At 37.9% G+C, this 18,105-nt stretch carries 16 protein-coding genes; 11 read left to right on the top strand and 5 right to left on the bottom strand.

Annotation, left to right across the window (positions count from 1 at the left end; genetic code table 11):
* Positions 1-3: 3 nt before the first annotated feature.
* The 6 genes from prpB (at position 4) to C6H22_RS09095 (ending at position 7,411) form a co-directional block, all read left to right on the top strand.
* Positions 4-870: a methylisocitrate lyase gene (gene prpB / locus C6H22_RS04805; RefSeq protein WP_104694203.1), complete on the top strand. Its 867-nt coding sequence runs from the start codon at positions 4-6 to the stop codon at positions 868-870.
* A 20-nt stretch (positions 871-890) separates the two neighbouring features.
* Positions 891-2,036: a bifunctional 2-methylcitrate synthase/citrate synthase gene (gene prpC, locus C6H22_RS04800; protein ID WP_104694202.1), complete on the top strand. Its 1,146-nt coding sequence runs from the start codon at positions 891-893 to the stop codon at positions 2,034-2,036.
* Positions 2,037-2,112: 76 nt separating this feature from the next.
* Entirely contained in the window at positions 2,113-3,567 is a 1,455-nt protein-coding gene (prpD, locus tag C6H22_RS04795; protein ID WP_104694201.1) for a 2-methylcitrate dehydratase, read from the top strand.
* A gap of 45 nt (positions 3,568-3,612) precedes the next feature.
* Positions 3,613-4,956 carry a butyryl-CoA:acetate CoA-transferase gene (locus tag C6H22_RS04790; RefSeq protein ID WP_104694200.1) on the top strand — a complete coding sequence of 448 codons (1,344 nt, stop codon included), beginning with the start codon at positions 3,613-3,615 and terminating at the stop codon, positions 4,954-4,956.
* A 128-nt stretch (positions 4,957-5,084) separates the two neighbouring features.
* A complete protein-coding gene (locus tag C6H22_RS04785; protein WP_233707045.1) occupies positions 5,085-6,227 on the top strand; it encodes a glycosyltransferase family 2 protein in 1,143 nt (380 codons plus the stop codon).
* The gene (locus tag C6H22_RS09095) at positions 6,227-7,411 is read left to right on the top strand and encodes a glycosyltransferase (RefSeq protein WP_104694198.1); all 1,185 of its coding nucleotides are present in this window, start codon (positions 6,227-6,229) and stop codon (positions 7,409-7,411) included. Before C6H22_RS04785 ends, C6H22_RS09095 begins: the two co-directional genes overlap by 1 nt.
* Positions 7,412-7,428: 17 nt before the next feature.
* On the opposite strand, the gene C6H22_RS04775 is transcribed toward C6H22_RS09095, so the two are convergent.
* Genes C6H22_RS04775 through C6H22_RS04765 form a run of 3 tightly spaced genes read right to left on the bottom strand, consistent with a single transcriptional unit; the run spans position 7,429 to position 11,048 of the window.
* Positions 7,429-8,211: a thiazole synthase gene (locus C6H22_RS04775; protein ID WP_104694197.1), complete on the bottom strand. Its 783-nt coding sequence runs from the start codon at positions 8,209-8,211 to the stop codon at positions 7,429-7,431.
* Entirely contained in the window at positions 8,204-9,625 is a 1,422-nt protein-coding gene (locus C6H22_RS04770) for an NAD(P)H-hydrate dehydratase (RefSeq protein WP_104694196.1), read from the bottom strand. The genes C6H22_RS04775 and C6H22_RS04770 overlap by 8 nt, the downstream gene beginning before the upstream one ends.
* A 1-nt stretch (position 9,626) precedes the next feature.
* Positions 9,627-11,048, bottom strand: coding sequence for an acetyl-CoA carboxylase subunit A (locus tag C6H22_RS04765; RefSeq protein ID WP_104694195.1), 1,422 nt, complete (start codon positions 11,046-11,048; stop codon positions 9,627-9,629).
* Positions 11,049-11,169: 121 nt separating this feature from the next.
* Here C6H22_RS04765 and lolA point away from each other — a divergent pair, with 121 nt between their 5' ends.
* The 5 genes from lolA (at position 11,170) to C6H22_RS04740 (ending at position 16,660) form a co-directional block, all read left to right on the top strand.
* Positions 11,170-11,727 (top strand): LolA-like outer membrane lipoprotein chaperone, encoded by a 558-nt coding sequence (lolA, locus tag C6H22_RS04760; protein WP_104694194.1) that lies wholly within the window; start codon positions 11,170-11,172, stop codon positions 11,725-11,727.
* A 103-nt stretch (positions 11,728-11,830) separates the two neighbouring features.
* Entirely contained in the window at positions 11,831-12,082 is a 252-nt protein-coding gene (locus tag C6H22_RS04755; protein ID WP_104694193.1) for a tetratricopeptide repeat protein, read from the top strand.
* The gene (locus C6H22_RS04750) at positions 12,073-12,609 is read left to right on the top strand and encodes a CiaD-like domain-containing protein (protein WP_104694192.1); all 537 of its coding nucleotides are present in this window, start codon (positions 12,073-12,075) and stop codon (positions 12,607-12,609) included. The genes C6H22_RS04755 and C6H22_RS04750 overlap by 10 nt, the downstream gene beginning before the upstream one ends.
* Before the next feature lie 2 nt (positions 12,610-12,611).
* Positions 12,612-14,834, top strand: a complete 2,223-nt coding sequence (locus C6H22_RS04745; protein ID WP_104694191.1) for a dynamin family protein — start codon at positions 12,612-12,614, stop codon at positions 14,832-14,834.
* A complete protein-coding gene (locus C6H22_RS04740; RefSeq protein WP_104694190.1) occupies positions 14,831-16,660 on the top strand; it encodes a dynamin family protein in 1,830 nt (609 codons plus the stop codon). Before C6H22_RS04745 ends, C6H22_RS04740 begins: the two co-directional genes overlap by 4 nt.
* A 67-nt stretch (positions 16,661-16,727) precedes the next feature.
* On the opposite strand, the gene C6H22_RS04735 is transcribed toward C6H22_RS04740, so the two are convergent.
* Entirely contained in the window at positions 16,728-17,234 is a 507-nt protein-coding gene (locus C6H22_RS04735) for an HNH endonuclease family protein (RefSeq protein WP_104694189.1), read from the bottom strand.
* 10 nt (positions 17,235-17,244) lie between these two features.
* A partial coding sequence (locus tag C6H22_RS04730; RefSeq protein WP_158654622.1) for a GmrSD restriction endonuclease domain-containing protein occupies positions 17,245-18,105 on the bottom strand: 861 nt, incomplete at its 5' end.

Genomic DNA, 18,105 nt, shown 5'->3' with positions numbered 1-18,105 from the left:
TACATGAGTGCTGGAAAAAAATTTAGAGAAGCAGTCAAAAACAATCATCCCTTACAGATTCTAGGTGTGATTAATGCATATTCGGCAATTCAAGCACAAAAAAGTGGTGCTAAAGCCCTATATCTTAGTGGTGGTGCGTTGGCTGCTATGAGTTTGGGTGTGCCTGATCTTGGCATTAGCTCATTAGAAGATGTCTGTATTGATGTGAGAAGAATCACTGCTGTGAGCGATTTACCATTGCTTGTCGATGCAGATACAGGTTGGGGTGGTGCATTTAATATTGTAAGAACCATTAAAGATTTGACAAGAAGTGGTGCGGCTGGTTGTCATATAGAAGATCAAGTTGCCCAAAAGCGTTGCGGACATCGCCCAAACAAAGAACTTGTGAGCAAAGATGAAATGTGCGATAGGATAAAAGCAGCAATTGATGGCAAAATAGATTCTGAATTTGTCGTAATGGCACGCACCGATGCACACGCGAGTGAAGGACAACAAGCTGCAATTGAGAGGGCTTTAGCCTATGTGGAAGCAGGGGCAGATATGATCTTTGCTGAAGCAATCCATACTCTTGAAGAGTATAAACAATTTACAGATATTATCAAAGTCCCTGTGTTGGCAAACATCACAGAATTTGGAAAAACACCATATTTCACAACTGATGAACTTAAAAATGTCGGAATCTCTATGGTGTTATATCCACTCTCTGCAGCTAGAGCAATGAACAAAGCCGCACTAGAAGTCTTTAATGACATTCTCAAAAATGGATCACAAAAAGCGAGTATTGAAAAAATGCAAACGCGTGATGAACTTTATGAAATGCTTGGCTACCATGCTTATGAGCAAAAACTTGATGCTTTATTTAAAAAATAATCTTAACTAAAGGAGATATTATGGGAGAAGTAGCAAAAGGAAAAGTTGGCGGACTTGCTGGAGTTATCGCTGGAAAATCAGCAATTTGCACCGTTGGGACAGGACACGGACTAAATTACCGCGGTTATGACATTTATGACTTGGCAAAATATGCAGAGTTTGAAGAGGTAGCATATCTTCTTCTTAAGGGGACATTACCTACAAAAGCAGAATTAGCAGACTTTAAAGCAGAACTTATCAAGGCAAGAACTTTACCAAAAGAAATGCGTGAAGCCCTCAAGCTTTTACCAAAAGATGCACACCCAATGGATGTGATGAGAACAGGTTGTTCTGTTTTGGGATGTTTGGAGCAAGAAAATCTGAGTGTGGCTAAGATGAGTTTCCCTGATCAACTAAAAATTGGGATTCGCTTACTTGGAATTTTCCCTTCAATCTTGCTTTTTTGGCATCATTGGCACAAAAGTGGGACAGAATTAAACACAGAATCTAAACAAGATTCTATCGGGGGATATTTCTTAGAAAAACTACACAACAAAGAGCCAAAGGAGCTTTGGATAAAAGCTATGCATGTCAGCCTTATTCTCTATGCGGAGCATGAATTTAATGCTTCTACCTTTACAGCGCGTGTAGTAAGCGCGACACTTTCAGATGTGTATTCAGCTATCACTGCAGCGATTGGTGCTCTACGAGGACCACTACATGGCGGAGCAAATGAAGCTGCTATGGAGCTTTTAGAAGAGTTTAAAAGCGTGGAAGAAGCAACAAAAGGAATCTATGAAAAACTTGCTAACAAAGCAAAAATTATGGGATTTGGACATCGCGTATATGTCAAAGCCGATCCTAGAAATGTTGTTATCAAAGAATGGAGCAAAAAACTTGGTGATGATGTAGGTGATACCAAACTCCTCTATCCTATTAGTGAAGTGATAGAAAAGATTATGTGGGATGAGAAAAAACTTTTCCCAAATCTTGACTTTTATAGCGCAAGCGCCTACCACTTCATGGGGATTCCAACCTCATACTTCACACCGATATTTATCATGAGTCGCACAAGTGGTTGGCTTGCGCATGTATATGAGCAACGCGCAGATAACAAACTCATACGCCCTAGCTCTGAATACACAGGACCAGAAAATAGAGCGTATGTAAAGATTGAGGATCGCTGAAATTTGGTGCAAAACAAGTGAGTTATCTCCCAAAGATAACTCAAATATAATATTTTACTTTCTTAAGGAGAACACGATGAGTGCTGATATGGGTATTTTAGATACAAAACGACCAGAATTTGATGAATTATTAACAAAAATTGCAAAATACGCACTAGAGTTTAAAATAGATTCTAAACTTGCGTATGAAACTGCACGCTATTGTCTTATGGATACCATTGGGTGCGGACTTTTGGCATTAGAATTTCCAGCTTGCACAAAGCTTTTGGGACCAGTAGTTGAAGGTGCAGAATTCCGCCCATTAGGAGCAAAGATTCCAGGCACTAGCTATCAACTAGAACCAGAAAGAGCAGCATTTAATGTGGGTGCTATGGTTAGATGGTTAGATTTTAATGATACTTGGCTTGCAGCAGAATGGGGACACCCAAGCGATAATTTAGGTGCAATTTGGGCGGTAGCCGACTATATGAGTCGCAAAAATATCGCTCAAGGCAAAGCACCACTCACAGTAAAAGACGCACTTAGTGCAATGATCAAAGCTCATGAGATTCAAGGGGTTTTGGCACTTGATAATTGTTTTAATAAAGTGGGATTAGATCATGTATTGCTCGTGCGCATTGCTTCTACTGCCGTAGCTTGTGCTATGCTTGGAGGAAATTTTGAGGAAATAAGAAATGCTGTAAGTCACGCATTTATCGATGGTGGTGCATTGCGAACTTATCGCCACGCACCAAATACAGGAAGTCGCAAAAGTTGGGCAGCAGGAGATGCGAGTAGCCGAGGCGTGAATCTAGCACTCAAAGCCCTAAGTGGCGAAATGGGGTATCCAAGTGCATTAAGTGCAAAATTCTGGGGATTTGAAGATGTCAAAATGAGGGGACAAAAACTTACTATTCCACAAGAATTTGGTAGCTATGTGATGGAAAATGTTCTCTTTAAAATCAGTTTCCCAGCCGAATTCCACGCACAAACTGCTGTAGAATGCGCACTAAAACTTCATGATGAAGTCAAAGACAAACTAGATTCTGTAGAAAAAATTGTCATTACTACACAAGAATCTGGACATAGAATCATTAACAAAGTAGGACCTCTTGCAAACCCAGCAGATAGAGATCATTGTATCCAATATATGGTAGCTGTGCCACTCATTTTTGGACGCTTAACTGCTAATGATTATGAAGATAGTGTGGCAAGTGATCCACGCATTGATGCCTTGCGTGATAAAATGGTCGTAGAAGTTGATGATCGCTACACAAAAGAATATCTTGAATCTGATAAGCGCTCTATCGCCAATGCTGTGCAAATTTTCTACAAAGATGGTAGCCAAAGCCAAAAAATAGAAGTAGAATATCCTATCGGTCACAAACGACGCAGAGATGAGGGGATTCCTGTTCTTGTGGCGAAATTTGAGCGTAATATCGCACGCAAACTTAGCCCTAAAAAATGTGCCAAAATTAAGGAAGTTTGTGCCAATCAAGCGACATTAGAATCTATGCCATTCAATGAATTTAGCGATCTCTTTGCGCTTTAACAAAAGCTAAGATATAGGTTTCAAACATAAACAGGAGGAGGTTATATGGATTTTCGAGAAATATACCGACAAAAACTCAAAACTGCACAACAAGCAGTTAGTGTTATAAAATCCGGAGATTGGGTGGATTATGGTTGGGCGATCACTACTCCTATAGCTTGTGATCATGCCCTAAGTGAGCGTATAAAAGATTTGCAAGATGTAAAATTACGTGGTGGGATACTCTTGCAAGTCCCACAAGTCTTTCAAGTCGAGGATCCAAAACCCCATGTTTCTTGGTATACTTGGCATGCAAGCGGTATAGGACGCAAACTCATCGATCAAGGACTTGGATTTTATGTGCCAATGCGTTATTCGGAGTTGCCACGCTACTATCGTGATAATGCACCACACCCAAATGTCGTAATTATGCAAGTTGCACCTATGGACAAACATGGGTATTTTAACTTTGGACCTTCAGCCTCTCATATGCAAGCCTGCGTAGAAATGGCAGATATTGTTATCGTCGAAGTTAATACAAACTTACCACGATGTCTGGGCGGAATGGGTGCGGATGTGCATATTTCTCAAGTCGATATAATCGTAGAGGGCTCAAATCCGCAGCCTATAGCGCTTCCGCCAGCCAAAACGACGGATGCGGATAACATAATAGCAAAACTCATTGTAGAAGAGATTCGTGATGGAAGTTGCATACAATTAGGCATTGGTGGTATGCCGAATATTGTGGGATCTTATATCGCCAAGTCTGATCTCAAAAATTTGGGTGTGCATACTGAAATGTATGCCGATGCGTTTGTTGAGATGAGCTTGGCGGGTAAAATCAATGGCAGTAAAAAAACCATTGATAGAGGGAGACAAACATACTCGTTTGCTATGGGGAGCCAAAAACTCTATGATTTCTTAGATGATAATCCCGAATGCATGAGTGCACCCGTAGATTACACCAATGACATACGCACTATTTCAGCATTAGATAATTTCGTTTCTATCAATAATGCCGTAGATGTGGATTTATTTGGGCAAGTAAATTCAGAATCTTCTGGCACTAGGCACATTAGTGGGGCTGGTGGACAACTTGATTTCGTGCTAGGTGCATATCTAGCCAAAAATGGCAAGAGCTTTATTTGCTGCACCTCGACATTTGTCGCAAAAGATGGAGAGCTCAAATCACGCATCTTACCAACCTTAGAATCTGGAAGTATTGTTACTGCCACACGCGCAAATGTGCATTATCTAGTGACGGAATATGGCAAAGTCAATCTCAAAGGGCTATCAACTTGGCACAAATGTGAAGCAATCATATCGGTGGCACACCCAGATTTTCGAGAGGAGCTCATCGCCCAAGGCCAAAAAATGAAAATTTGGCGACAAAGTAATAAGATTGTCTAACCTTACGATACTCACATAAGCAGCTAGTGCTAGGGCTTACCCCCTAGCAAACAATACACCAAACTATACACAAAAGAAACCTTCTTAGTAAAATCTAAGCCCACAATGCCTATAATACTTTATATCTTATGAATATAATTGCCTTGGAGCTAGAATCTATGCAAAAAAACCCAACTTTTTCTATTATCGTTCCTACATACAATGTAGAGCGATACATTGCACGTTGTTTAGAATCATGCATCAACCAAACTTTTGATGACATTGAAATTCTTATTATCGATGATTGTGGTAATGACAGAAGTATAGAAATAGCTAAAACATATGCCAACAGAGATTCAAGAATCTCGATTATTCATAATCCACATAACCTTGGAACCTTTGCTTCACGCTTAGAGGGAATAAAATATGCCCAAGGACATTATACTTTAATGCTTGATGCTGATGATTATCTCGTGCTTAATGCATGCGAAGTCCTTGCTCCATATCTCTTGAATTCTCCAGATATTATCCATTTTAAAGCCCTATATCTAGGAGATAAGAATGCTTCACTAAGTGCCAATATTATGCATAAAATGCGTTACATTCTTCCTACTCAATGGAGTGCCAAACCCCTCAAAGATTCTCAAATAGCCTATAATTTTTTCTTAAAAAGTAAACATTTTCCAAAATCTACCATATGGGATAAGTGCTATAAAACTTCACTCGCTAAACAAGCTTTACCTTATTTACAAGATTACCAAACCCCTTTAAATATGGCAGAAGACATGCTTAAGTTTTTTGTCCTTGCAAATCTTGCCAAAAGTTATTTAAGTGTGAATTCCCGACTATATGTGTATTGTCTCAATGCTGCATCCATCACTCAAAGTCCTAATGCGCACACGAAAAGAATTTATAATATGTATTATATTATTGAGATCTTAAAAGAAATAGGTTTTAAAATTCATACTCCACATGCTACAACAATAGCTCAAACAATGATTAGTCACTTGCATGCACTTATAATCCTAGAATCTCGTTTTAGTGAGATTCCTATAGAATGTATAGAGGGGGGGGGGCACACAAGATTCGCAAAATCCTATGTGGCAAAAATCACAATACTTACAATCTTGCATTTATTCACTCAAGTTTTGGAATCGTTTACTTACCTATGTGCGTATTGTTGTCTATATCCTAAGCATTGGGACAATAAAACTCTAAATCATAACCCTAATTTTCTATCGTATAATATATCAAACTCGAACAATCTGTATCTTGCAGTTGGAATTGCGTGATGCTACACTTTATACTCCTGGGTGCGAGTGATTGTGCCAATAGATCAGCGATTTCAAGCGAACAACTAAAAGCTTGGGAAAAGCAAGAACTTATAACTTACGCTGGAGAATCTAAAGATGTGCGAAAATTTATAGAAGCTTGTTCTTGTGTTGTATTACCAAGTTTTTATAAAGAGGGTGTGCCGCGTGTATTACTTGAAGCAATGAGCATGAGCAAAACCATCATCACAACTAACGTCAGTGGTTGCAGGGAATGTGTGCAGACACCATTTACACAACAGGGTGAGATTCTCATTGGGAGAAATGGAATTTTGATTCCACCAAAAAATCCAAATGCACTTGCATATGCTATGCAAGTTTTGCAAGAATATTCTACAAAACAACTTATTGAAATGGGTAAAGCCGGTAGACAATATGTAATCGATCGTTTTAATATGGCACGCATCATTACTTCATATCATGATGTGCTCTCTCATATACCAAAAAATGCACGACTAGCTTTCGTGTCCAATACGACATTCGCAATGTTTCATTTTAGGATTAATGTTTTAGAATCTTTACGCAAAGTGGGCTATGAAATCCATATTATCGCACCATTAGATTCATACACAAAAACTCTTCAAGAATGTGGTTTTCATATACATGATATTGCAATAGATTCTAAGGGCTTAAATCCAATTAAAGATTTTAAGACTATTATACAACTTAATAAAATCTTTAAAACTATTCAACCTTCTATGGTATTTAATTACACCATTAAACCCGCAATCTATGGATCTTTGGTGGCAAATATTCTCCATATTCCTAATATAGCGATAATTACTGGACTTGGCTATGTATTTATCGATAGAGGATATAAACGAACAATCTTGCGTACGCTTGTATGTAAAATGTATAAAACTGCACTCAAAAACACAAGACAAGTGTGGTTCCTCAATTCTGATGATAAAGCACAATTCTTAGATTTTAAGCTTATTACATACACTCAAAGCTTTCTGCTTGATAGTGAAGGTATAGATACGCAATATTTTACACCCGATGACTACCATCAATCTACACAAAATGATCATTCAGATTCCAAAGATATGAGTTTCTTGCTCATTGCCAGAATGCTTTGGGACAAAGGCGTAGGTGAATTTGTAGAAGCAGCCAAGATACTCCTACATCGCAACACAAAAACATAATAAGAACCACAAACCCCCTAGAAAAGTTTTGGCATACCGCTTGTGGGTGATGAAGCACTTGCATAAAGCTTTTTCTCCATGCGTCCGGCTAAAAAGCTTTTGCGTCCGGCTTTTATAGCGTCTCTCATCGCTTCTGCCATAAGAATAGGATTTTGGGCGGTAGCTATAGCTGTATTTGTGAGCACACCATCAGCTCCCAATTCCATAGCAACACTTGCATCAGAAGCACAACCTATCCCTGCATCGACAATCACAGGCACTTTAAGAGTATCTTTGATAAATATGATATTATATCTATTTTGGATTCCAAGCCCGCTACCAATAGGTGCAGCAAGTGGCATAACTGCACTTGCTCCAGCAGATTCTAGCTGCTTAGCCACTATGGGATCATCATTGGTATAAGCCAATACCACAAACCCTTCTTTCGCGAGAATTTCACAAGCTTTGAGTGTCTCTATCACATCAGGATAAAGTGTTTTTTGTGTATCGCCGATGATTTCTAACTTTATAAACTCAATCCCACAAGCCTCATGCACGAGCCTAAAAAGTGTAATTGCTTCTTTGGCATTGACACACCCTGCAGAATTTGGCAAAAAACTTATATTAGTATCCTTAAAATAATCTAATAAATTTTCCTCATCTTTATTGAGAATATTAACGCGTCGCACTGCCACGGTAATCATCTCTGCACCTGATGCCAAAGTAGCTTCCCTAGTAGTCTGAAAATCCTTATACTTTCCACTTCCTACGATAAGGCGTGAGTGAAATTCCTTATTCCCAATTATTAAAGCATCATTCATAATATTTCCTTTCTAATTTTGCAAGATTTTGTATGAGCTTTTGGGGCGTGAGTGCATATGTGCTAGTTTCAAGATGACTTGCTAATGCATGCGCGAGAGAAGCATGGATTGCTGATTCTATCCCGCTATACCCTTGTGCCAAAAGTGCGCCTATCATACCAGCAAGTACATCACCACTACCACCCTTAGCAAGAGCCACGCTCCCAAGTGGGTTAATATACACCCTTTCCTTATACCCAATGAGCGTATTTGCACCTTTGAGTAAAAGCGTAACTTCAGGATATCTTTGGGTAAATTGTAAAACATATTCCAAACGATTGGTAGCATGTAAACTAACGCTACCAAACCCACAAATCTCAAGAAGTGCAGCAAATTCCTTAGGATGTGGCGTAAGCACGACTTGCCTTTGTGTGTTTTCAAGCAAACTTCTATATTCCAAAAGTTCCTTAAGCTCCGAGCAATACAAGGCATCAGCATCAATCACGCAAGACTCTATGCGTTGGATATTTTCACTCAAAACTTTTGGTGCGATCTCTCCTAGCCCCATGCCAAACGCAAATGCAGTAGTATTTTGCGGTATCGCTTTACTTGCCATAAGCTCATAGGGCAATGTGAGTTTATCACCTATCACACTCACAAGTCCAGCACCAAAATGCAAAGCGCTTTGTGCTGCAAGAATCGCTGCACCACTTTTACTCCCAGCATACACACACAAATGCCCAAAATCTCCTTTGTGTGCATTTTGGTTTGTGCGTGTAGGCAATATGAGATCGTGAGATTCTAAAAGCCTGATGGGCGAAGCAATCTCATAATTTTGACGCGAAACGCCAAGTTCAGCGATATGAATCTCCCCCACAAAATCTTTTGCAATATCAAGTAACAACGCATATTTGATCGCACCCATGCACATCGTGTGATGAGCACGAAAAATCGTGGTATTTTCTTCTGAATCCAAACTAAGTCCACTTGGTATGTCACACGCAATTCGTAGTGGTGCGATAGAGTTAGCAAGTTTTAGGACTTGTTCAAACTCTTCACTCATTTTACCTCTAAATCCACTACCAAAAAGGCAATCCACCACAACATCGCAAGGTGCGAGTTTAGTGATAAATCGTATATCTTCAAATAATCGTGCTTTTTGGCACATCTCCACACACAAAGGACTTTTAGGCTCTAGGACTTGATAGATTCTCACACGATAACTGCCAGTGAGCTTTCGTGCAAGCGCATAACCATCGGCACCATTATCCCCACTCCCACAGATAATAGTTATAACACTTTTGCTATGCGTCTTTTGCTTGATAAGTGTTGCAAGCGCATTGGCAGCATTTTCTACTAGAATCTGTGGCGTAAGTTCAAAACGATCGCATATACGCTTATCTAAAGATTTCACATCTTGATAGACATTTTGCATTCTACTCTCCACACCTACTTGCAATAGCTGCAGCTATGGCTACTACCATATCATCTGTGTTTTTGCTATCCTCAGAAATAAGCGAATCTATCTTGGTTTCTAAAAATGATGTATCAAAGTCTCCGCGCCTAAAATCTTTATCCTTGCAGATATTGCGCAAAAATGGGATTGTCGTCTTTACACCTCTAATGGTAAATTCTTGCAATGCTCTATCTAATTTATTCACAGCAAGATCATAACTTGAAGCACGCACGATAAGTTTTGCCACCATAGAATCATAAAAAGGTGGTATCACATAATCCTTGTAAATACAACTATCCACACGCACAAAAGGACCAAGTGCGGGATAATATGTCGTAACCTTACCAGGATTTGGGACAAAGTCATTATTCACATCTTCAGCATTGATACGTGCTTCAATCGCATAACCCTGTGTATGAATATCATTTTGTGTAAGATCAAGAATCTCTCCGCTAGCGATCCGAATCTGTCGCCCTATAAGATCTAGTCCTGTAATTTCCTCTGTGATACCATGCTCAACTTGGATACGCGTATTCATCTCCATAAAATAGAATCTATTATGATCATCAAGCAAAAACTCCACGGTGCCGGCATTTGTATAATGCACAGCCTTAGCAGCTGCTACAGCAGTAGCACCCATTCTACGTCGCAAATCTTCGCTAATAAGAGGACTAGGAGCAATTTCGATGAGTTTTTGATGGCGTCTTTGGATTGAACAATCACGCTCCATGAGATGAATAACATTGCCATAATTATCGGCTAGTATTTGAAACTCTATGTGGCGTGGATTGCTAATGTATTTTTCCATAAACACATCATCATTTTTAAAAAATGCCATAGCCTCACGCTTACATGCATTAAAGTTTTCTTCTAAATCTTGTTCTTGGGTAACAACGCGTATGCCTCGCCCACCGCCACCAGCACTAGCCTTTAAAATCACAGGATAACCGATTTTTTGTGCGATTTTTGCAATTTTTTCCATACTAAGATGATTGAGTGGTTCTGTACCGGGCACAATGGGAATGCCATTTTGTTGCATGATGGATCGCGCTTGATTTTTATCACCCATTTTGGTGATCACATCAGCATTTGGACCAATCCAAATAAGCTTTGCTTCTTGTACCTTACGTGCAAATGCAGCATTTTCACTCAAAAATCCATAACCTGGGTGGATCGCATCCGCACCCATCTTGAGCGCTGCCTCCACGATAAGATCCGCATCAAGATATCCGCGCAATGGATCATCACTAATCTCATAAGATTCATCAGCCATTTTTACATGCATAGAATCTCTATCAGCACGAGAATAAATAGCCACACTTTGTATGTGTAAATCCCTACAAGCACGAATAATTCGCACAGCTATTTCGCCACGATTTGCGATGAGAAGCTTACTTAACATTGCTTTATCCTTGATATTTGCTTTAGGCAAGCATTGTATCTTAGTTTGGTTGTGTTTTGCTTTAATTTCTGTATAATGCGGGAACTTTTGTATTGTAATCACCAAAAAAGGAACGACGATTATGAAAAAGTATTGCACAATGTATGTTTTTGTCATGTGTCTTATTGCACCACTTTTTGGTGCGCAGATTCAAAAAAACCTCAAAAGCCTTGAAGCTGATTTTGAGCAAATCATCATCACTCAAGATGGTGCAGAAGCAAGTTATTTTGGCATGCTACAAGCCAAAGCACCAAATAAAGCAAAGTGGATTTATGAACCCCCTATGCAAAAAGAAGTATATGTCAATGAAAGGCAAATTAGTATCTATGAACCACCACTAAAACAGGTGCATATCAGTGAGCTTACAACACAAAATGATATATTTGAAATTTTAGACAAAGCCACTCCGGAACTGGATTCTAATGGTAAGCCTACAGGCAAATACACCACCATAATCGATGATACACTATATGCGATAGTCTTTGATTCCAAAGGAACGCCACTTGAGATTAGCTATGAAGATTCACTCCAGCAAATCACGCGCATTGTGTTTAGCCACCACAAAATAAACCCAAAACTTGCAGATTCTCTTTTTGTCTTTGAACCACCACAAGGCGTAGATATCATCACGCCAAAATAAAACAAAATTTTAAAAAGTTTGCTGTATTTTCATATTAGAATCCATAACAAAATGATATAATCCACACTTTGAAACACACAAGCTTTTCTAACTAAGGACGGATATGAGTAGCATAAAAACCATTACCCTAGCAACGATTTATGAAAATCAAGGCTTAAAAGAAGATGCACTCAAAATCTATCAAGATATCTTAGAGCTTCAGCCAGATAATCAAGAAGCGCGTTTAGGTGTCATACGCCTAAGCACAAACTCCACAAACACACTTGCTGATCCTCAATGGCTAGAGGTTTTTGCACAATTTTCAAATCCCACACAAAATAAAAAATTTCAAGAATGGTTACTCCAATGGAACTAAAAGATATTATCCTAGAGACAATTAACACGCTTGAGGGTGATAACACCTTAGATACACCAGCAGATTCTCCGACACACAAAGCCACAACACAAGATTCACACATACAAACAACAAATCCGACAACAAGTGAATCTACAGATCCCAATACAGCACCTATGGATCTAAAAACCCTTAGTACAATGCTTCAGGGACCTTTTACCCAAGACAAAGTAACCGCAAACACACCGCCTACAACCACAAATCATACAACAAACCAAACCCAAACAACGCATACTAACGCTAAAACACGCTTAAAACCCTCTATGATTTCTGTGATTAATGAATCTCACAACAAACAAGCGTTCAATGATGAAAAAACATTTCTAAAACTCTTGCAAGATCGCTTATTGGTGCTTTTTGAGGGTTTGAGTATGCCACAACAAGATCCACAAAAACTTACAATGGTGCTAAATTTTTTACAATACCAGCTAAGTGTCATCGCCAAACGCCTAGAAAATCTTGAGGATACTAGTAAAAAAGGATTATAGGTATGACACAAGAGCAGCTACAACAGCTAGATACATATCTTTTAGAAAATGATGAAATGCTTGCTCTTGTATATGCGTGTGATGAAGCACTTTTGCCAAAATTTAGCCAAACACAGGTTATTCAGGAGTTTTTTACGCAATTTTTTGACAAAACGCCTACCATCGATGATCTTAATACAATAAAAAATCTTATCACCCCCAAACTTACACAGCCTCTCTATGCTACACTTATGAAACATTTTCTCACACTCTGTGAAGCACAAGTCATTAGCAAAGCATATTTTCATCATCTTTTACTTAGTATTCAATCACACAAACAAGATTCACAAGAGCCTACACATACACACTCCACCCAAAGAGATCTCTGCCACACACACGCGCGTATAGAAGAATTTTACCAAGCCCTCCAAAGCCTATGCACCCAAGATTCTCAAATACAAGCCCTCCAAAAAATATGGCATAACGCAAAAGAGCAAAAATTTTCCATAGGTGTTACAGGAGTGCTTAGTGCAGGAAAAAGCACCTTTTTAAATGCATTGCTTGGTGAGGAGATTTTGGGAAGTTCTACCATCCCAGAAACCGCTAATCTCACAGTGTTGCAATACGATACAAAACAATATGCTAAGGTGCATTTTTGGAATCAAAAAGAATGGGAAGAGATTCTCTTAGATTCGGCTACCGATGAGGGACTTAGGCGTTTTGTGCAACAAACACAGGAAGCCTTTGCAGACACATTACAAGAATATATCACGCCGCAAGGCTTACAAAAACACATTGAACTTCACGAGCTTAGCGCCTATACTTCAGCCAATCACGCAAGTAAAATGTGCAACCTCATCAAAAAGGTAGAGCTTTTTACCCCCCTAAAGTTTTTGCAAGGTGGTGTGCATATAGTCGATACACCCGGATTAGATGATCCAATTACCAAGCGTGAAGAAATTACCAAAGACTATATTAAAGATTGTGATGTGCTCATTCACCTTATGAACGCAAGTTGTGCCGCGACACAAGTTGATGTAGATTTTATACTAGAAACCCTCATAGAGCGCAATATTTCACGACTTCTTGTGGTGCTTACGCGATCAGATCTCATCACACCAGAGGAGCTACACCAAAGTTTAGAATACACCAAGCAAAGTCTCCAAAATGCTATTGTAAAAATTTCTCAAAGCCTTGATTCACACGCGATTCTTTCACGCATTACATTTTTACCAATCTCTAGTTATAACGCCCTTATTGCACGCACACAAAATATTGCGCCAATGCCTCTGGAGCAAACAGGCATTTTGGCTATCGAAGAATACCTAGATACCATGCTTTTAGGTGAAAATAGCCTCAAAGCGCGTGATATAGCCTATCTTTGTCTTAAATCTTTTGCCAACATTGCACAAGACATCACGCAAGATCTCTCTTTAGAATCTAAGATTTTACATGCAAGCAAAGAGGAACTACAAGATTTTATCACTCAACAACAAAAACAAAATACCCTACTAGAAAAGAAATCTGCACATATTGCCCAGACTATTACAACCCAAAAACAAGAACTCCAAACCACACTCAAGATTCTTAATGACTTTATCACAATGTCGCTCCAAACCTCTCAAGACAGACTAAAAGAGCGTGTTACACAAAACCTCACATATGCAACAAAACAAAATCGAAATGTTACCAAAGACGATCTTAATGAACTATTTAGTATCGCACTCAAGGATATTTTTACAGACATCACACGCGAATACAAATACAAACTTAACACCAAAATCACACATCTTATTCAAGAAGTGGATACAAAATTGCAAGAATTTTGTATAAACCTCAATCTCTCGCACACGCCACCAAGCTTTAGTTTTTATGCCAAAGATGAACAAATTGCACATTTTGTGCATACACTAAGCCAAGAGGTTTTTGCGCTCAAGTCATCAAGTACGCTTGCAAATAAGCTAGATTCACTATTTAGGGATACCTTTAAGCAATTTAGTGAATTAATCTTTACCAAATCCACACATACAAAAGAAGCATTATTGGAATTTTTTGATACCATTAGTATGGCTATCACGCGAGATTTTCAACACCAAATCACGCACAAAAATGAGGTATTGCAAAAAGCCCTAGAACAATTTGAAAAAAGCAATAATCAAGAAACAAAAGATGCCCTTGTATCCAAGCTAGATTCTATCATACAACTTAAAGAGCATATCATACAAGCCTATAAGGAGCTAGAATGAGTGTTTTGCAAGATTTTATCACCCAATTTAGCGCGCTTGCCTACCAGAATCCTCTAGCCAAAAGTATCATCGCTACACGCACAATTCTTAGCCAACATTTTATGCTAGATTCTGCAGATTCTGCGCTTTTTCAAAAACTTCTTTCACGGCTTGATGCACCACTAAAAATTGCGGTAATAGGGCAATTCTCTAGCGGTAAAAGCACTTTTTTAAATGCATTGCTTGAACAAGAAATCCTACCTAGCGGAATCATACCGCTTACTTCCAAAGTGTGTGAGATTAGCTATGGGGAAAATTTGCACCTAGAGATTTTTTATAAAGATGGCACGCATACTTTTGCACCACTTGAGTTTTTAGAACAAGTGCAGCCAACGATAAATACACAAATTAGCCATTACAAACTCTATGCGCCTGTGCCACTTCTCCAAGAAGTTACATTTTTGGACACTCCGGGTTTTAACTCCCAAAATCAAGAAGATACCGACATAACCAACACAATCCTCCAAGAAGTCGATGGAATCATTTGGGTAAGCCTCATTGATAATGTTGGCAAAAATAGCGAACGCGAAATTCTCAATACACATATCCGACACTATCGTGCCAAAAGTTTATGTGTGCTAAAACAAAAAGATAGATTAAAAAACGCTACCGAACTTCATACGAGTTTGCGCTATGCACAAGAGGCATTTAGCGGAATTTTTGAAAATATCATCGCAATTTCTGCCAAAAATGCACTCAAGGCAAAATCCCAAATCACAAATGATGAGAAAGAAACGCTTTATATAGAATCTGGCTTTAATGAAGTTTTGGAATTTATTCACACGCACCTTATGCCACAAAAGATGCAAAACAAAGCGCATAAAACATTGTATATCTTGCGTGGGTTAGTGCTTAAATATTATCGGCGTTTGCATATCCCACAAATCCATCTTAACAACCTAACAACAAGCTTAGAATCTTATGGCACACTAGAAATTAACCAAGATCTTATCAAACAATCGCAACAACTTTTTAGTGTGCTAGATTCGCGTTTGCTCACGCTCACACAGCAACTTTTTGGTGCATTGGAGCGAACTAAACTTTCTTTTAGCAAAGCACGAAAGAATGCTATAGGACTAAAAACAACGCAAGAATACCAAAAAGATGTGTATATGTTGCCACTAGATGTGGTGCTAAATACCTTGCAAAGGCAAGATAACCCATTTACATCACAATGGCATACACTCTTTGGTGCAATAAAGCATTTTGGTATAGAATTTCTTGATACTCTCCCCTCGTTTGCAACAATCTTGCAAGAATGGGAAAACCACGCTTTGCACACGCACCAAAGACATACGCCCCTCTTTTTGCCTTATGTCTCAAGTCTCCCATCGCATTTGCAAGAATGGTTTTTGCATTTTCATGAAATTCCTCTAACTTTTCAAGCTACTATAGACACACTAAAAATCTCTCTGCAGGGTCAAACACAAACTCTCGCGCAACTTTTGGAAAAAACACTAAAAAATACCATTAAACTTGTGTGTCTTGAAATAGATTCTAAAATCAAACAAGGAATCCACAATCACCAAAAAGACAGCGACACATTTCCGCTTTATGAACCAAATATGGAAAATATTCGTGATATGCTAAATAATGCGATAGGGTTTGAATACTACCAAGATCGGTTTTTTTTGCACAACAACATTGCTAAAGCCCTTATACGAGATACACAATCTGCACTTAAAGCCGTGAGTGAGAAACACATAAAAACATTGCAAACTCTAAAAACACTCAATACGCAGATTCTCACACAGCTAAAAGACCATATCCAAAAACTCAAAAACTAAAGATATTTTCAAAAACATTTTTAGTTTTTGTGGATTTTAGCATTTAATTATGAAACTATTTTCTTAATTATTCAATACTCCAAATTTCTAAAAAATTATCGCTTAGAATCTTTGTGCGTTTTTCAATTTCATCTTTATTCCAAACTTTCTTGTCTAATAATTCCTTATTGACAATTAAATCAGCGCTTCTCTTGATGCAATTTTTTAGCTTTCCATCACCATTGAGCTTTGTTTCCCAATCTCTATTTTTGAGTGATGAGTTTAACGCACTTTTTAAAATTGTCATATTACCTATTTGATAAATGAGTTCATATGCCTCATCATCATTATTTGCATATTGACGCCAATTTTCCTCCCAAGATTGAGGCATTAAATGCTCCAGACTATAAACATCTGCTAATTCCACAATATCTTTTGTATTTTGTTCTTTTGATCGCCTAAATAACTCTATCCAAAATAAAATTAGATTTGCCCTTTTATTGTCGCCATTATCCCACAAGGTTTTTAGTTTGTTGCGCATCTCATCATCACTTGGTAAAATAAAAGCATTATGATTGTTTATAAAATCAATCAAACTATCTGTATTAACTGCTTTTTTTTAGTATCTCACCCAATGGTTTATTAAAACCATTTGTAGCTTTGTGAGTTATATAAAATCTCATAACAAGTGTTTCAATAACCTTACACATTTGTTCTTGTTCGTGCAAATCCTTTGTTTTGAATATATACAAAACTACTGGTATAAAAACCATAATATCTGAAATATTGAGAATATGGAATAATCTAGATTTAAAATCATTAAATGTATAAAAAGTTTGTTTGGTGATTTTTGGAAATTCACTATAAATATTTGCGTATGCCTTTATTTCGCTTAAGAAATTTTCTAAATCTTCCTTGTTATCTAAACTAGAAATGTGTGTCTTATAAATCAAGCTTAATTCGCTTAGTTTATCTTTTTGAGAATCAAAAAAGCCTTTGATAAGTGCAAGAGAATGTAATAGGTTCTCACTCCTAGTTCTAGCATCTTTACCTATTTTGGTAATCCAAAATTTTCTCATTTCATCATCTTTTTCAAAAACGCTTTCCCAATATTCTTCATAAATATTCAATGCCCATTCTTCATTGTTAATTTTTATAGCTTTATCAAACAAAGTATTTTTAATAATATCGCTTGCATTCAATGGTTCGCCAGTTGAATTTATAGAATCAAATATTTTTTGCTCATCTTCATTAGCATTAAGCGTTACTAAAACAAATATTTTTGTTTCACAGATAAATTTCATAAATTCAAAAAGTTCATCATTGTCTTTGTTTTCTGTGCATGTATTAAAATAATTATAACACCCAAAGATTCCTTCTTTTTCATTGATATCAATTTCATTATTAAAAAGATCAATGTATTTTTCTCTATCTATTTTGGAGTGCTTTATTTTAGGGCTACCATC

This window comes from Helicobacter equorum (genome assembly GCF_900198655.1).
Taxonomy (GTDB): domain Bacteria; phylum Campylobacterota; class Campylobacteria; order Campylobacterales; family Helicobacteraceae; genus Helicobacter_F; species Helicobacter_F equorum.
Note: the sequence above shows the minus strand (reverse complement) of the source record. Positions and strands in the feature narration are given on the sequence as shown.

What these genes read in the sequence shown, in the direction of transcription:
- prpB (WP_104694203.1), top strand. Translation starts at nt 4, where the DNA reads ATGAGTGCTGGAAAAAAATTTAGAGAAGCAGTCAAAAACAATCATCCC.
- prpC (WP_104694202.1), top strand. Translation starts at nt 891, where the DNA reads ATGGGAGAAGTAGCAAAAGGAAAAGTTGGCGGACTTGCTGGAGTTATC.
- prpD (WP_104694201.1), top strand. Translation starts at nt 2,113, where the DNA reads ATGAGTGCTGATATGGGTATTTTAGATACAAAACGACCAGAATTTGAT.
- C6H22_RS04790 (WP_104694200.1), top strand. Translation starts at nt 3,613, where the DNA reads ATGGATTTTCGAGAAATATACCGACAAAAACTCAAAACTGCACAACAA.
- C6H22_RS04785 (WP_233707045.1), top strand. Translation starts at nt 5,085, where the DNA reads ATGAATATAATTGCCTTGGAGCTAGAATCTATGCAAAAAAACCCAACT.
- C6H22_RS09095 (WP_104694198.1), top strand. Translation starts at nt 6,227, where the DNA reads ATGCTACACTTTATACTCCTGGGTGCGAGTGATTGTGCCAATAGATCA.
- C6H22_RS04775 (WP_104694197.1), bottom strand. Translation starts at nt 8,211, where the DNA reads ATGAATGATGCTTTAATAATTGGGAATAAGGAATTTCACTCACGCCTT.
- C6H22_RS04770 (WP_104694196.1), bottom strand. Translation starts at nt 9,625, where the DNA reads ATGCAAAATGTCTATCAAGATGTGAAATCTTTAGATAAGCGTATATGC.
- C6H22_RS04765 (WP_104694195.1), bottom strand. Translation starts at nt 11,048, where the DNA reads ATGTTAAGTAAGCTTCTCATCGCAAATCGTGGCGAAATAGCTGTGCGA.
- lolA (WP_104694194.1), top strand. Translation starts at nt 11,170, where the DNA reads ATGAAAAAGTATTGCACAATGTATGTTTTTGTCATGTGTCTTATTGCA.
- C6H22_RS04755 (WP_104694193.1), top strand. Translation starts at nt 11,831, where the DNA reads ATGAGTAGCATAAAAACCATTACCCTAGCAACGATTTATGAAAATCAA.
- C6H22_RS04750 (WP_104694192.1), top strand. Translation starts at nt 12,073, where the DNA reads ATGGAACTAAAAGATATTATCCTAGAGACAATTAACACGCTTGAGGGT.
- C6H22_RS04745 (WP_104694191.1), top strand. Translation starts at nt 12,612, where the DNA reads ATGACACAAGAGCAGCTACAACAGCTAGATACATATCTTTTAGAAAAT.
- C6H22_RS04740 (WP_104694190.1), top strand. Translation starts at nt 14,831, where the DNA reads ATGAGTGTTTTGCAAGATTTTATCACCCAATTTAGCGCGCTTGCCTAC.